Annotated in this window: 16 protein-coding genes; 12 read left to right on the forward strand and 4 right to left on the reverse strand. The window is 62.0% G+C overall.

The window, feature by feature from the left end; translation table 11 throughout:
• Positions 1 to 15 precede the first annotated feature (15 nt).
• The gene (locus IE158_RS04095; protein ID WP_189642406.1) at positions 16 to 252 is read right to left on the reverse strand and encodes a hypothetical protein; all 237 of its coding nucleotides are present in this window, start codon (positions 250 to 252) and stop codon (positions 16 to 18) included.
• 142 nt (positions 253 to 394) lie between these two features.
• Here IE158_RS04095 and rpsF point away from each other — a divergent pair, with 142 nt between their 5' ends.
• From rpsF to rplI, 4 genes are all read left to right on the forward strand, one after another.
• Positions 395 to 706, forward strand: a complete 312-nt coding sequence (rpsF, locus tag IE158_RS04100) for a 30S ribosomal protein S6 (RefSeq protein ID WP_189642407.1) — start codon at positions 395 to 397, stop codon at positions 704 to 706.
• 200 nt (positions 707 to 906) lie between these two features.
• Entirely contained in the window at positions 907 to 1782 is an 876-nt protein-coding gene (gene ssb, locus IE158_RS04105; RefSeq protein ID WP_189642408.1) for a single-stranded DNA-binding protein, read from the forward strand.
• Positions 1783 to 1903: 121 nt separating this feature from the next.
• Positions 1904 to 2170 (forward strand): 30S ribosomal protein S18, encoded by a 267-nt coding sequence (gene rpsR, locus IE158_RS04110; protein WP_013614161.1) that lies wholly within the window; start codon positions 1904 to 1906, stop codon positions 2168 to 2170.
• Positions 2171 to 2181: 11 nt separating this feature from the next.
• Positions 2182 to 2622: a 50S ribosomal protein L9 gene (gene rplI / locus IE158_RS04115; protein WP_189642409.1), complete on the forward strand. Its 441-nt coding sequence runs from the start codon at positions 2182 to 2184 to the stop codon at positions 2620 to 2622.
• 77 nt (positions 2623 to 2699) lie between these two features.
• On the opposite strand, the gene IE158_RS04120 is transcribed toward rplI, so the two are convergent.
• Positions 2700 to 3614, reverse strand: a complete 915-nt coding sequence (locus IE158_RS04120; protein WP_189642410.1) for a hypothetical protein — start codon at positions 3612 to 3614, stop codon at positions 2700 to 2702.
• Between the two features lie 343 nt (positions 3615 to 3957).
• On the reverse strand, positions 3958 to 5367 hold the full coding sequence (locus IE158_RS04125) for a TrkH family potassium uptake protein (protein WP_308430669.1): 1410 nt from the start codon (positions 5365 to 5367) through the stop codon (positions 3958 to 3960).
• Between the two features lie 183 nt (positions 5368 to 5550).
• Here IE158_RS04125 and IE158_RS04130 point away from each other — a divergent pair, with 183 nt between their 5' ends.
• Together IE158_RS04130 and IE158_RS04135 are read left to right on the forward strand one after the other, a co-directional pair.
• Positions 5551 to 8112, forward strand: coding sequence for a phosphoenolpyruvate carboxylase (locus IE158_RS04130; RefSeq protein WP_189642411.1), 2562 nt, complete (start codon positions 5551 to 5553; stop codon positions 8110 to 8112).
• 39 nt (positions 8113 to 8151) lie between these two features.
• Positions 8152 to 8613 carry a DIP1984 family protein gene (locus IE158_RS04135; protein WP_189642412.1) on the forward strand — a complete coding sequence of 154 codons (462 nt, stop codon included), beginning with the start codon at positions 8152 to 8154 and terminating at the stop codon, positions 8611 to 8613.
• Positions 8614 to 8867: 254 nt separating this feature from the next.
• On the opposite strand, the gene IE158_RS04140 is transcribed toward IE158_RS04135, so the two are convergent.
• Complete coding sequence (locus tag IE158_RS04140; protein WP_189642413.1) at positions 8868 to 10157, reverse strand: replication-associated recombination protein A; 1290 nt, start codon at positions 10155 to 10157, stop codon at positions 8868 to 8870.
• Positions 10158 to 10197: 40 nt separating this feature from the next.
• Here IE158_RS04140 and IE158_RS04145 point away from each other — a divergent pair, with 40 nt between their 5' ends.
• The 6 genes from IE158_RS04145 (at position 10198) to IE158_RS04170 (ending at position 13981) form a co-directional block, all read left to right on the forward strand.
• Positions 10198 to 10464, forward strand: a complete 267-nt coding sequence (locus tag IE158_RS04145) for a hypothetical protein (RefSeq protein ID WP_189642414.1) — start codon at positions 10198 to 10200, stop codon at positions 10462 to 10464.
• A gap of 444 nt (positions 10465 to 10908) precedes the next feature.
• A complete protein-coding gene (tuf, locus tag IE158_RS04150) occupies positions 10909 to 12126 on the forward strand; it encodes an elongation factor Tu (RefSeq protein ID WP_189642168.1) in 1218 nt (405 codons plus the stop codon).
• 16 nt (positions 12127 to 12142) lie between these two features.
• Entirely contained in the window at positions 12143 to 12466 is a 324-nt protein-coding gene (gene rpsJ / locus IE158_RS04155) for a 30S ribosomal protein S10 (protein ID WP_189642415.1), read from the forward strand.
• Positions 12463 to 13083 (forward strand): 50S ribosomal protein L3, encoded by a 621-nt coding sequence (gene rplC / locus IE158_RS04160; protein ID WP_189642416.1) that lies wholly within the window; start codon positions 12463 to 12465, stop codon positions 13081 to 13083. The genes rpsJ and rplC overlap by 4 nt, the downstream gene beginning before the upstream one ends.
• Complete coding sequence (gene rplD, locus IE158_RS04165) at positions 13083 to 13697, forward strand: 50S ribosomal protein L4 (RefSeq protein WP_189642417.1); 615 nt, start codon at positions 13083 to 13085, stop codon at positions 13695 to 13697. Before rplC ends, rplD begins: the two co-directional genes overlap by 1 nt.
• Complete coding sequence (locus IE158_RS04170; RefSeq protein ID WP_013614175.1) at positions 13694 to 13981, forward strand: 50S ribosomal protein L23; 288 nt, start codon at positions 13694 to 13696, stop codon at positions 13979 to 13981. The genes rplD and IE158_RS04170 overlap by 4 nt, the downstream gene beginning before the upstream one ends.
• The last annotated feature ends 2 nt before the right edge of the window (positions 13982 to 13983 follow it).

Consider the following 13983-nt stretch of genomic DNA (forward strand, 5'->3'; position numbering starts at 1 on the left):
GAAAAGAAGTTGAGCTTAGAAGAAGCCGCCCCGCTTGCCACTCTTGCTCTGGCGGCCAAAGCGGCGGTTGGCCTGGTCCAAGATGGAGTCGAACATCTGTTCGCGTTTGCTGGGGCGGTACAGGCGTCCGCGCTTGGCTTTCTGGCTGTTGCGGTACTGACTCAGCAGTTCCAGGGCAATAGGAGCGATCACCATCAGGGCGCGGAGTTTGCTGGAGCGGCTGGTACGGGAAACATTCTTGAATCGGGCCATGCTTCTAGTGATAGCGGGTCGCGCCAGGGTTTGGCTGAGGCGGCACTTAGATTCTGCTATAATCCCCACTTGCGCCGCGTGGGCGAGGCTGACATCTGTTCTGACCTGCCCGACCGCCGGCTGAAAGTGAGGTGAATGAACAATGGCACAGTACGACCTGAACCTAATCCTGAACCCCAACATCAGCGCTGAGCAGGTGGAAACCGAAAAGGAATTCATCCAGCGCGCCGTGACCAACGCGGGTGGCGAGATCACCAACCTGGACGAACTCGGCAACCGCCGCCTGGCCTACGCGATCAACAAGACCCGCGAAGGCTACTACCTGATGTACACCATCACGATGGCCGGCAACCCTGAAAAGGACATCGCCAGCAACTTGCGTCTACGCGACAACGTGTACCGCGTGTTGGTGGTCAAGGACCGTCCCGAGTGGAAGACCAAGAAGAGCGCCTGAGCCCCTTCAAGGTCCATTCAGCAGGTTGACATCGTTATGTCATTGACATAATTGCTTGTCCACACTATGCTTCATTCACCCCCTCGCCGCAGCCCGGTTCCGGGCGCGCAGGCGAAAGACACAGGGGCAAATTCAGGGCCGCTAGCCTACAACAGACGAGTACTTGAAAGATCGCTAGCGACGTATAAGGAGAGATGATTATGGCCCGAGGAATGAATCACGTTTTTCTGATTGGTGCGCTGGCCCGTGACCCCGAACTGCGCTACACCCAAAGCGGACTGGCTGTCTTTGAAGCCACCGTGGCCGGTGAAGACCACATCGTGGGCAACGACGGCAAAGAGCGGCGACTGCCGTATTACCACCGCATTTCCATGCTGGGCAAGCCTGCCGAGTGGCAAGGCGAGCGCGGCTACCGCGCCGGTGACCCGGTGCTGGTCGAAGGCAGCTTGGAATACAACGCCTGGGATTCTCCCGAAGGCGGCAAACGCAGTATCGTGCGCGTCAAGGCGCTACGAATCGAGCAGCTGGCGGCCCAGGCCCCACTGAGCGAAGATGCGGGCGGTGGCGTGCGAATGGCCGGCGGTATGAACGAAGTGCTGGTGGTGGGTAACCTGACCCGCGAACCCGAACTGCGTTACACCCCTGGCGGCGACGCTGTGCTCAGCCTAGGTCTGGCCGTGAACGAAAACTGGACCGACCGCTCCGGCGAAAAGCAGGAGAAGGTGCACTGGATTGACGTGACCCTGTGGCGCGAACTGGCCGAAGCCATGCAGAACCTCAAAAAAGGTGATCCTGTACTGGTCAAAGGCCGCCTGATGAACGAGTCGTGGACCGACAAAGATGGCAACAAGCGCAGCAGTACCAAAGTAGAGGCGACGCGAGTCGAAGCCCTTTCCCGAGGTGCGGCCACTGGCAGCGCCGCAGCCACCCCCGCAGCACCCCGTCAGGCCACGGGCAGTGCAGCGTACTCGGCCCCCTTTGCAGGTGGAGCCGGCACGGGGAACCGTTCGGGGGGCTTAGATATTGATCAAGGCCTCAATGACATTCCGCCAGAAGAAGACGATATGCCGTTTTAACGGTAAGCCTGGGCCTTAAACCCAGGCACGAGCGAGAGCGAGTATCCGCTCTGGCGAAGGGCCGTCCCTGAGCCTCTTTACGCTCTGCTGCCGTTAGACCGGACACATTTAAAGGACCAACATGACCAAGCCTGACCGTAAACCGCGCGGCAAGGGCCCCAAGCGCCCCCGCAAGCCGAAGGTGGATCCGTTCTCCATCGGCGAACTGGAAATTACCGACTATAAAGACGTGAAGATGCTGCGCCGCTTCGTGAGCGACACTGGCAAAATCCTTCCCCGCCGCCGCACGGGCCTCTCGGCCAAGCACCAGCGCCGTATCTCGCAGACCATCAAGGTCGCGCGTCAGATGGCCCTGCTGCCTTACACCGAGAAGCTGGTCCGGAAGTAAGGAGCCCTGCTATGCAAGTGATTCTTCTTGAACCCGGCAAGCTGGGACAGACCGGCGAGATCGTGACCGTGAAGCCCGGCTATGCCCGCAACTTCCTGATTCCCCGTGGTATGGCTGTTCCGGCCAACACGGCCAACATGAAGTCGCTGGAAGCCCGTATCCGCAGCCGCCAGAAAGTCCTGGCCGAGGAGAAGGCCACTGCCGAAGACCTCGCCAGCCGCCTGGAAAACGTTGCCATTGAGCTGAGCGTACGCGCCGGCGAAGGCAAAGTGTACGGTGCTGTGACTTCCGGTGACGTGGCCGACGCCCTGGACCGTCTGGGCTTCGATGTGGACCGCCGCAAGATCGAAATGCCCAAGGCCGTCAAGGAAATTGGCGAGTACGACATCAGCTACAAGGCTCACCCTGAAGTGAGCATTCCCCTGAAGCTGGTCGTTCACGCTGAGAAGTAAGCTCTAGCATTGAATAAGAAAACCGCCCTTCGGGGCGGCTTTTTTGTGACTTGCAACTTTGTGGTCTACAACCTGGCCTACTCGCCTTCGCGCACAGTGCTCAGCAGTTCCTCGGCCACTTTGAGGGCAGCTGGCCCCAGCGGTGAGCGGGTGATGCCCAGCAGGGTGCTGAGCTTGTTTTGCCGCATGCCTGACAGGTGAGACCAGCGGGCAATATCGGTGCGGTGCAGGGCGTAGGTCTCGTCACGCAGGTAGCGTACGGCCCCGTCGTAATACCCTGCATTGAAGGCGGCGTGGGCCAGTTTTTCCTGTGGCAGCATCTTGAGGCCACGGGTGGCGAGCAGCGCGGCGCGGGCTTCGTCGCGTCCGCCAAAGCCGTACAACTGCTCAAGCAAATACACCGATTTGGGAAACTTCAGCCCGGCAGCGGCGCGCCAGGCGTGAGGCAGCCGCAGCTCAAACTCGGGCCAGAGCCCAGCGTGGGTCAGCAACGCTGGATAGAGGGCTTCGGTGGCCCAACGGCGGGCCTCGCCCAGCGCTGTGATCTGCTCGGCGGGCCCAGCTCCGGCTGTGCGGAAAGTCTGCTTGACGGCGGCCAGCTCCTCGCTGACAGTGCGCAGGGTTTCTTCGCGCCAGTCGGCTCGCCGCTCCTCGCTGAGGGTCCACAGTTGGCGCTGAATCCGGGCAAAATGGCCGGTGGGGTCGTACAGAGCCCGGCCCGCAGCGAGCAAACCGAGCGGGGCCTCGGCGCGAGCAGCTTCCCATTCGCGCCAGCGCTCCAGTTGCTCGTACGGAAAGCGCACCACCCGGATACCGCTCCGCAGATCATCCTGCGTGGTCTGCACACCGCGCTCAAAGACCAGATACGTCGGCACGCTTCCGGCCCAGGCATCGTCAGTATCAAAGCTGCCAGCCGCCGCCACTGCCCGCACGCGGCGGTCAGCAATGAGTTTTTCGGCTGTCTTTTCAGCCCGCTGTGCCAGTTCGTTCAAGGTGTTCTCTTTCTTCCCGCTGAGGTAGAGAGTGACGTTGCTAAGTCTCGCCTCTCACCTTCCAGATGGTCTCCAGACCAGTGTGCCACTCTAGCGGGTTCAGGGGACACGCACCGTTAAAAGAATGCTGAGAGTAGGTTGCTTCTCGCGCGCTTGACAAGGGCGAGTAAAGTGGGCCGTCATGCTTGGAGAGAGGGCAAAATGTTGGGTAGGACAGGAAATAAGGAGAGTGGCTTCAGGGCAGCGCTGAAGCGTCTGTTTCGGACTCTCCCCATATCAAGCAAAAAAATTAGGCGAGGCTGGTCGGCACCGCCTCGCCATCAACCCCTGAACAGCAAGTGGCTTAGCCGATCAGCACATCGCTGGTTTCGGGGTAGCGCACAGGTGGCGGCAATTCGCGCTGGGCAAAGGCCACCGCCAGGGTCAGCGGCCCGATGCGTCCCAGGAACATCAGGGCGATGATCACCATTTCCTGAGCGGGGTTCAGCAGAGCAGTGGCATTCATGCTTAGACCTACGGTTGCAAATGCACTGACCGCCTCAAAAACCAGCTGAATAAATTTCAGTTCGCTGCCCGTGTTGAACAGCAGCAGCAGCAAAATACCTGCGGCCAGCATCATCAGGCTGAGCAGGCCCACGCTCATGGCCCGCAGAATAATATCGGTGCCCAGCCGCCGGTCAAAAACCACGGCGTCCTTGCGCCCCCGAATCAGCGACCACGCGCTGACCACCATCACAAAGACGGTGTTGGTCTTGATGCCCCCAGCAGTCGAGCCGGAATTGCCCCCGATCAGCATCAGCAGCATGGAATAAAAAAGGCCAGCGAAGGTCATTTGCGCGTAATCCAGAGTATTGAATCCGGCGGTGCGTGGCGTGACTCCCTGGAACCAGGACGCCAGCAGCTTTTCGTGCAGTGGGAGGTTGCCCAGTGTGGCCGGATTGTTCCACTCCATCATCCCAAACAGCACCGGGGCGCTCAGCAGCAGGAAAAACATCATCGTGAGTGAAATGCGGGTGTTGGTGCTCAGCTGATTGCGGCGGTCACGCAGCCAGGCAATCACATTCATCTGCACCAAAAAGCCCATACCCCCCAGGATGATCAGCAGCGGAATGACCAGGTTGATCCAGGGGTCGCCTACCAAGCCGAGCAGGCCAGTGGGATAGAGGCTAAATCCGGCATTGTTGAAGGCGCTGACCGAGTGAAACAGCGCGAAATACAGCCCCCGCTCCAGTCCTTCACGGGGGATGAAGTCGGGAGCCAACAACAGAGCGCCGGCCAGCTCGATGGCCAGGGCACTCAGCACCACCGTGCGGACCAGCGCGGGCGCTTCGCCCAGGCGGGAAGCGTTGACCTGCTGGGCGGCGTTCAGGCGGCTGCGGACCCCCACCCGGCGGCGCAGCAGCAGCGCGGTCATGGTGCCCACCGTAATCAGCCCCAGTCCACCGAACTGCACCAGCAGCAGCAAGACCGCTTCACCGAACGGCGAAAAGGTGCTGCCGGGGTCCACCACGGCCAGGCCAGTCACGCACACGGCACTGGTCGCCATAAAGAACGCCTGCAAGAAGCTGACAGTCTGCCCCGCTTCATGACTCAGGGGTGACCACAGCAGCAAGGTGCCGGCCAAAATTGCCCCACCAAAGGTCAGGGCAATCAACTGGGCTGGGCTGAAGCGGCCAAGCCTCAGCTTGCGGAAGCGAAGAAAAAAGGCGCTGTTCATAGGGAGGATAGGGCCAGCGCCGGTCAGGCTCAGCACAAGCTGGCCTATTGTACTGTGCTGGACCCTCTAGCTGAACGCAGCGGGCTTGTAACGCTGCCGTACCCAGCCAGTGATAACAGAAGCCGGATGTGATAACAGAAGAAGGGAAGCCAGCCGGTCAGCCGCTGGAAAGGGCTGCCGGGGCCAAAGCCGGAATACCGGAAGCGAAGGGGAGAAGACATGGCACTGAACCGTGATGTGAGTACGCTGGGCCGCTTGCTGGGCCAGGTGCTGCGTGAGCAGGAGGGCGAAGCTTTCTTTGAGCTGGTTGAGCGGACCCGCGCCCTGGTGCGCGGCGTGCGTTCAGGAGGCGACCCTGCCGAACTGAATCAGCTGCTGCGCGGCCTGAGCCAAGCAGACGCCTCCAACCTGGCCCGGGCGTTCAGCTGGTACTTTCAGCTGGTCAATCTGGCCGAAGAGTATGAGCGGGTCCGCGCATTGCGTGAGCGTCAGGGTGTCCGTCCGCAGAGTTTGTTGCAGGCGGTTGAGGAGCTGCGCCGCCAGGGCCTCAGTGCGGATGAAGCCCGTGACCTCCTCTTTTCTCTACAGCTGGAACTGACCTTTACCGCCCACCCCACCGAGATGCGCCGGCGCACCGTCCGCCAGCATCTGGTAGAGGTGGCGGCGCAGATACCCCAGCTGGAAGAGACGGAAGCTCAGGAGCGGGTATTGGCCCATATTGAAGCCCTGTGGGGCACGCCAGAGCTGCGCCGGATCAAGCCCACGGTGGCCGATGAGGTCAAAGCTGGCCTGACCTATATCTCGTCTATTGCTCTGGCCTTGCCGGTGCTGGAGCGTGATCTGGCCCGCGCTTTTGAGACGGTGTACGGCGGTGATGGAGCCGCTGGTGTCTCGACCCAGCTGCCCCTGCGCTTCAGTTCGTGGATGGGGGGTGACCGCGACGGCAACCCCTTCGTGACGCCGCAGGCCACCCGCGCGGCGCTGACGCTGCACCGTGATCGGGCGCGCGAGTTGGTGGCGGCGGCCCTACGCCGCGCCTATGCAGACGTAAGCCAAGAGGACTTGGAGATCAGTGACGATGTGGAGGCCAAGGGGAATTTGAAGGCCGGTGCAGACCAGCCTACTTACCGCCGTGAGGTGCTGGCGCTGTTCCAGGCGGTGCAGCGCGGCGAGGCAGTGGACCTCTACGCCCGTCTCAGTGAGCTGTACGGCCAGCTGCTAAGAGATGGTCAGCGGCGCACTGCCGAGCAACTGCTGCTTCCCCCGCTGACCCTGGCCCGCATTTTCGGGCAGCACCTGGTCAGCTTGGACATCCGTGAGCATTCCGGCCAGACGGGCAAGGCTGTGGCCGAGCTGCTCCAGGCAGCCGGAGTGGTGGATGATTATCTGGCCCTGGACGAGGACGCCAAGCTGACGCTGCTCAGCAGCGAGTTGCGTTCGCGCCGCCCGCTGTGGCCAGCAGGGGAGCCTCTGACCGAGACGCTCGAAACGGCCATCGGGCCCATCCGTGAGGTGCAGGCGGCAGCACGTGAGGTTGGCCCAGCATCCTTCGGCCATTACGTGATTTCCATGTCCGAAAGTGTGAGTGACGTGCTTGAGCCATTGCTGCTGGCCCGCGAGGTGGGGTTCCGCGTCCTGCCGGTCCCGCTGTTTGAAACGCTGGATGACCTGGAGCGCGCCCCAGACATCGTGGCGCGGCTGCTGGCGCTGCCGGAGTACCGCACCCACCTGGGCGGGGATGTGCAGGAGATCATGCTGGGCTACTCGGATTCCAACAAGGACGCAGGGTTCCTGGCGGCCAACTGGGCGCTGCACGAGGCCCAGCGCCGAATCAGTGCGGTGTGCCGGGAAGCGGGCGTGCGCTGGCGCTTTTTTCACGGGCGCGGCACCTCTATCGGGCGTGGGGGCGGTCCGGCCAGCCGCGCCATTCTGGGCCAGCCCGCAGGGACCATTGACGCCGGACTACGCATCACTGAGCAGGGAGAAGCCCTGGCCGACAAGTACAGCCACCCGGTGCTGGCCCACCGCAACCTGGAGCAAGCGCTGTACGGCATGATTGTGGCCGCAGCTCGCCCGCCCCAGGACCCGCCCGCCGCCTGGATGGACGCCCTGGACCGGGCAGCCCACGCCGCAGCGACGGCCTACCGCGCCTTTGTCCACGACCCGGCCTTTTTGCCCTTTTTTGAGCATGTCACGCCCATCCATGAGATCAGCCGCCTGAACATCGCCAGCCGCCCGGTGCGCCGGCCCGGTAGCCCCACCCTGAGCAATCTGCGGGCCATTCCCTGGGTGATGAGTTGGACCCAAACCCGCGCCAATTTGCCCGGTTGGTATGGACTGAGCATTGGCCTACGTGAAATCGGGACCGAGCAAGCGCGGCAGATGTACGCCGAGTGGCCTTTTTTCCGCGCTGTGCTAGACAACGCCCAGATGAGCCTCGCCAAGACTGACCCCAGCATCTTCCGCGAGTATGCCGCGCTGGCCGGGACCGATACGTCCGAAATCCTGGCTGGCGCACAGGCGCTGGCCGCAGTGATTGAGGAGGCTTACTGCGATACCGCTGCCCTGGTCAGTGAGGTGGTGGGCGGCGAGCTGCTCTCGCAGGAGCCCCGGCTGGCCCAGAGCATCCTGCTGCGTAACCCCTATGTGGACCCTATTCACCGCATCCAGATTGAACTGCTGCGCCGCGCCCGCACCGAGGAAGGTGGCCTGGACCGCTACGAGCATGCGCTGATGCTGACCTTGCAGGGGATTTCGGCGGGAGTGCGCAACACCGGCTGACATCCTACGGGGCAGGAGTCAGGCGGTAGACTGCCCACCATGAAACTGGCCGAAGCCCTGATTCTCCGCACAGACTTGCAAAAGCGCCTGGCTCAGGTGGCCGCCCGCCTGGGCCAGAATGTGCTGGTGCAAGAAGGTGACGCTCCCGCCGAAGACCCGTCAGCGCTGCTGGCCGAACATGCCGAGCTGACCGCGCAGCTGGGGCGACTGATTCCCGCCATTCACCTGACCAACCTCACGACCCGGCTGGCCGATGGCCGCACGCTCACCCAGGCACTTACCGAGCGTGACCTGCTGGATGGACGCCTCAACCTGCTGCGCCAGACTGCCGAAAGTGCTTCGGTGCAGCAGCAGCGTTTCGGCGGCAGTGAAATCCGCTGGGTGTCTGCTGTGAATATCCCCGAGTTGCAGCGCCAGATTGACGCTCTTGCCAAGGTCCGCCGCGAGCTGGACACCGCCTTGCAGCAGGCCAACTGGCTGACCGACCTGCAAGAAGGCTAGGGGCTGCGCCCTATACTGCCCCTGTGGGCCAGCGCCCCAGCGGGCGAGGGCTAAGCCTGGCGGAGGTCAAGCCGCACTCATGCGACTGGGGGGACAGTCATCCTTTTACCGTTTTTCCCAGCACGGCGCACATCAGCACCTTTTTCTCTCACATTCACTTCCATAGCCCTGACGCTGACGCTGGCCCACAGCCCCTGCCATCCGGTGGGGGTTTTGCTGTGCCCAGGGCCGCTTCCATCTGGGGCCAGTGCCGCTCAGTTCCCCATATCCTCTTCGCCTTCTCCGTGTGCTTCGCGCAGCTTGCGCCAGCGCTCCTGCACGCGGCCTTCCCAGCCTTCGCTGCCGGGGCGGTACAGGTCCAGGCTGGCGCCCTCTGGCAGATAACCCTGTGCAAATGAGCCTGCCGGGTCGTCGAAGTAGTAAGCGTAGCCTTTGCCGTAGCCCTGGCCTTTCATCAGTTCGGTGGGAGCGTTACGCAGATGTAGCGGGACGGGAAGCGTTTCGCCCTCCTGCACGGCGCGGACAACCCGTTTCCAGGCGGTATAGACGCTGTTGCTCTTGGGAGCCAGAGCCAGGTAGACCACCGCCTGAGCCAGGGCCAGATCACCTTCCGGGCGGCCCAGGAATTCGGCCGTATCACGGGCGGCGACAGCCAGCCGCAGGGCCTGGGGATCGGCCAGACCCACGTCCTCAGCCGCAATCCGCACGATGCGCCGCGCCACGTACAGCGGGTCGGCTCCACCTTCCAACATCCGCGCCAGCCAGTACAGCGAAGCGTCCACATGGCTGCCCCGCACCGATTTGTGCAGCGCTGAAATCAGGTTGTAGAAGTCCTCGCCGCCCTTGTCCATGGCAGGCAGGTGTTTGCCGAAGGCCTCGGTCACGGCCTCTTCGGTCACAGGGTTGGCGAGGACTGCCGCCGCTTCCAGGGTGCCCAGCGCCCGCCGTCCGTCCCCGTCGGCCAAGCGGGCCAGCAGCTCCAGGGCTGCGGGTTCTATACTCACGCCTTCCAGCCCACGCGGGTCGGTTAGGGCCCGCGTTATCAGCGCCTGGATGTCATCCCGACTGAGCGGCTCCAGTACCAGTGTCCGCGCCCGTGAACGTAGCGCCGGGTTCACTTCAAAGCTGGGATTTTCGGTGGTTGCCCCGATCAGGGTGAGCAGACCCGACTCCACGTGCGGCAGCAGCGCGTCTTGCTGGGCTTTGTTGAAGCGGTGAATTTCATCCAGAAACAGCACGGTCTTTTGACCGCGTGCGCGCCGGGCCTGGGCTTCGACCACTGCTTCACGCACGTCCTTGACACCTGCGCTCACTGCTGAGAGCTGAATAAAGTGCGCGCCCACCTCTCCGGCCACCAGCCGGGCCAGCGTCGTTTTGCCCACCCCTGGTGGCCCCCACAAGATCAGGGACGGCAAGCGGCCCGACGCCAGCAAGCGGGTGAGCGGTTTGCCGCCTCCCAGCAGGTGGGTTTGCCCGACCACCTCGGCCACGGTATGGGGGCGCAGGCGTTCAGCCAGGGGAGCCGGTGGGTCAAACAGCGTCATCCTCTTACGCTACGGCAAGGGGCGCGGCATAGTAGCAAGCATGAATCTGAAAGAAATGGCCCAGCGTGAAGGTCTGCCCGCGTCAGTCACGGTTGAACGCGAGGAAACGCCCAGCGGCATCCTGATTCGCGCCTCACAGGGCGAGCGTGGCGCGGAAATTCTTATTACTCCTTCCGCTTGCAAGATGTACGGCGAAGGCCCCAGCATCAACGTGGCGCTAGACCGCCTCCGTCAGCTCATCAGCGGCGAAGGATTGCCAGTCAGCGAAGGCGGCAGCTGGCACCGTGAAGAACTGGCTGACTTCTAGAACATTTGAAAGATGCCTACCTTTCCGCAGGCGCACTGAATGTGGCACGGTGAGCACCTGGAGGAGGGCGTGATGCTGGGTGCTTCTGGCTGTTTCACCCCCGACCTTGCAAAGCTGCGCTGCCGAAAACAGCTCTCTGTCTCCCGCGTACCGTTTGCTTACGTCGGATAAAGTCACGTTTTCTTAACCGAACCTTTAATGTTTTGCCCTGAGCGAGCTCTGGGGCATTGCCACCACTGACATGCCTTGCCGGAAGCAGGCAGATCGGCTAGACTTTTACGTCGGTACGCACATTGCTGCGTAGCGTTGCCAGCAGGCGGGACACTGCCGCTCGGCGAGAATCAACCCAATGTGGGCCACAAAACCTAGAAGGCAGCTGCCTTTTCTGGCAAACCCGATCAAAGGGTCATTTTTGTGTGTGCCACCGCTTGGAGGAGAGTAATCATGGCAAAAGGTACGTTTGAACGCACCAAGCCCCACGTGAACGTGGGCACCATCGGACACGTTGACCACGGCAAGACCACCCTGACCGCGGCCATCACTTTCACCGCTGCTGCGATGGATGACACCGTCGAAACCCTGGCCTACGACCAGATCGACAAGGCCCCCGAAGAAAAGGCCCGTGGCATCACCATCAACACCAGCCACGTTGAATACAACACCGAAGGCCGTCACTACTCCCACGTGGACTGCCCCGGTCACGCTGACTACGTCAAAAACATGATCACCGGTGCTGCCCAGATGGACGGCGCGATCCTGGTCGTCAGCTCCGCTGACGGCCCCATGCCCCAGACCCGTGAGCACATCCTGCTCGCCCGTCAGGTCGGTGTGCCCTACATCGTTGTCTTCATGAACAAAGTGGACATGGTCGACGACGAAGAACTGCTCGAGCTGGTCGAAATGGAAGTTCGCGAGCTGCTCAGCAACTACGAATTCCCCGGCGACGATCTGCCCATCGTCAAGGGCAGCGCCCTCAAGGCCCTCGAAGCCTTGCAGGCCAACCCCAAGACCGCCCGCGGCGAAGACGAGTGGGTTGACCGTATCTGGGAACTGCTGGACGCCGTTGACTCCTACATCCCCACCCCTGAGCGTGACACCGACAAAGCCTTCCTGATGCCCGTCGAAGACGTGTTCACCATCACGGGTCGTGGCACTGTGGCGACGGGCCGCGTGGAACGCGGCATCGTGAAGGTCGGTGACGAAGTGGAAATCGTGGGTCTGACCGATACCAAGAAGACCACTGTGACCGGCGTGGAAATGCACCGCAAGCTGCTGGACAGCGGTATGGCCGGCGACAACGTGGGCGTGCTGCTGCGTGGCGTGAGCCGTGAAGACGTGGAACGTGGTCAGGTGCTGGCCAAGCCCGGTAGCATCACCCCCCACACCCAGTTCGAAGCCAGCGTGTACGTGCTGAGCAAGGACGAAGGTGGCCGTCACAGCGCTTTCTTCGGTGGATACCGTCCCCAGTTCTACTTCCGGACCACGGACGTGACCGGCGTGGTGGAACTGAAAGAAGGCGTGGAAATGGTGATGCCCGGCGATAACGTCGAATTCACCGTGGAGCTGATCAAACCCATCGCCATGGAAGAAGGCCTGCGCTTCGCGATCCGCGAAGGTGGCCGTACCGTCGGCGCTGGCGTTGTCACCAAGGTCATCAAGTAAGGAAGCGGTGTAGAGAATGGTAGCTCCCAAGATTCGTATCAAACTGCGCGGCTTTGACCACCGTGCGCTGGACCAGTCCGCCAGCAAGATCGTGGACACGGTTCGCCGCACCGGCGCAGACGTCAGTGGCCCTGTGCCCCTGCCCACCCGTATCCGCCGTTTCACTGTGCTGCGTAGTCCTTTTAAGTACAAAGACTCCCGCGAGCACTTCGAAATCCGCACCCACAACCGCCTGGTGGACATCAAGAACCCCACCAAAAAGACCATTGATAGCCTGATGACTTTGGACCTGCCCACCGGCGTGGACATTGAAATCAAGACTGTTGGAGGCGGCGCATGAAAGGCATCCTCGGCACCAAGATTGGCATGACGCAAATCTGGAAAGATGACCGCGCTGTGCCCGTAACTGTGATTCTGGCTGGTCCTTGCCCTGTTGTGCAGCGCAAGACCAACGAAGTGGACGGCTATGAAGCCGTGCAGATCGGCTTCGGCGACCGCAAGGAAAAAGGCCTGAACAAGCCTCAGCTGGGTCACCTGAAAAAAGGTGACATCAGCCCCGTGCGTTACCTGCGCGAGTTCCGTGACTTCAGCCCCGAGGGCGACGAAGTGCGCGTGGATGTGTTTGGTGAAGGCGAGAAGATTGACGTGACTGGCACCAGCAAGGGTAAAGGCTTCCAAGGCGTGATGAAGCGCTGGAACTTTGCCGGTGGTCCTGCCAGCCACGGTGCTAAGAAATGGCACCGCCGTCCCGGTTCGATCGGTCAGCGTAAGACCCCTGGCCGCGTGTATAAAGGCAAGAAGATGGCCGGCCACATGGGTGACGAGCGCGTCACTGTCCAGAACCTGGAAGTGGTGGAAGTGCGCCCCGACGAGAACCTGATCCTGGTCAAGGGCGCAGTGCCTGGAGCCAATGGCGGCCTGGTGATCCTGCGCGGTGCCGTTAAGGGAGGCCAGTAATGGCTCAGATTCAAGTTGTTGGTAAAAATGGTGGCCGCTCTATCGAGCTGGAACTGCCAGAAGTAAACCCTCATGTGCTGCACGAAGTCGTGACCTGGCAGCTGGCTGGCCGCCGCCGCGGCACCGCCAGCACCAAGACCCGCGCCCAAGTGGCCCGCACTGGCCGCAAGATGTACTCCCAAAAGGGTACTGGTAACGCGCGTCACGGTGACCGGACTGTGCCGACCTTCGTAGGTGGTGGCGTGGCCTTTGGACCCAAGCCCCGTGACTACAGCTACACCCTGCCCCGCAAGGTGCGTCAGCTGGGTCTGGCTATGGCCCTGGCAGACCGTCAGGCCGCTGGCATGCTGACCGCTGTGGATGGCTATGACCTGGACGGCAAAACCAAGAGCTTTGTGAAGTGGGCCAAGGACAATGGCATGGACGGCACCGAAAAAGTGCTGATCGTCACCGATGACGAGAATGTCCTGCGCAGTGCCCGCAACGTGTCCTGGGTGACTGCCCTGCCGGTGGCTGGACTGAACACCTACGACATCCTGCGTCATGACCGCCTGGTGATTGACGCTGTCGCTCTGGAGCCTGCTCAGGAACTGCAAGAGGAGGCCCAGCAGTGAGCCACTACGACATTATTCAGGCCCCTGTGGTCAGTGAAAAGGCTTTTGCTGGCATGGAAAAGGGCGTGTATTCGTTCTGGGTGTCCCCCAAGGCCACCAAGCCCGAAATCCGTGACGCCATCCAAAAGGCGTTCGGTGTGCAGGTGACTGGAATCAGCACCATGAACGTGCGCGGCAAGCGCAAGCGTGTGGGCCGCTTTATGGGCCAGCGCAATGACCGTAAGAAGGCCGTGGTTCGTCTCGCCGATGGCCAGAAGATCGAAGCCCTCGAAGGACTGGTCTAAGG

The organism is Deinococcus piscis, from assembly GCF_014653275.1.
Taxonomy (GTDB): domain Bacteria; phylum Deinococcota; class Deinococci; order Deinococcales; family Deinococcaceae; genus Deinococcus; species Deinococcus piscis.

Bases quoted from the DNA above. Each gene is read 5' to 3' on its own strand.
- rplD (WP_189642417.1), top strand. From the start codon at position 13,083: ATGGCTCAGATTCAAGTTGTTGGTAAAAATGGTGGCCGCTCTATCGAG.
- IE158_RS04095 (WP_189642406.1), bottom strand. From the start codon at position 252: ATGGCCCGATTCAAGAATGTTTCCCGTACCAGCCGCTCCAGCAAACTC.
- IE158_RS04145 (WP_189642414.1), top strand. From the start codon at position 10,198: ATGAATCTGAAAGAAATGGCCCAGCGTGAAGGTCTGCCCGCGTCAGTC.
- IE158_RS04135 (WP_189642412.1), top strand. From the start codon at position 8,152: ATGAAACTGGCCGAAGCCCTGATTCTCCGCACAGACTTGCAAAAGCGC.
- rpsJ (WP_189642415.1), top strand. From the start codon at position 12,143: ATGGTAGCTCCCAAGATTCGTATCAAACTGCGCGGCTTTGACCACCGT.
- rplI (WP_189642409.1), top strand. From the start codon at position 2,182: ATGCAAGTGATTCTTCTTGAACCCGGCAAGCTGGGACAGACCGGCGAG.
- ssb (WP_189642408.1), top strand. From the start codon at position 907: ATGGCCCGAGGAATGAATCACGTTTTTCTGATTGGTGCGCTGGCCCGT.
- IE158_RS04130 (WP_189642411.1), top strand. From the start codon at position 5,551: ATGGCACTGAACCGTGATGTGAGTACGCTGGGCCGCTTGCTGGGCCAG.
- rplC (WP_189642416.1), top strand. From the start codon at position 12,463: ATGAAAGGCATCCTCGGCACCAAGATTGGCATGACGCAAATCTGGAAA.
- rpsR (WP_013614161.1), top strand. From the start codon at position 1,904: ATGACCAAGCCTGACCGTAAACCGCGCGGCAAGGGCCCCAAGCGCCCC.
- rpsF (WP_189642407.1), top strand. From the start codon at position 395: ATGGCACAGTACGACCTGAACCTAATCCTGAACCCCAACATCAGCGCT.
- tuf (WP_189642168.1), top strand. From the start codon at position 10,909: ATGGCAAAAGGTACGTTTGAACGCACCAAGCCCCACGTGAACGTGGGC.
- IE158_RS04140 (WP_189642413.1), bottom strand. From the start codon at position 10,157: ATGACGCTGTTTGACCCACCGGCTCCCCTGGCTGAACGCCTGCGCCCC.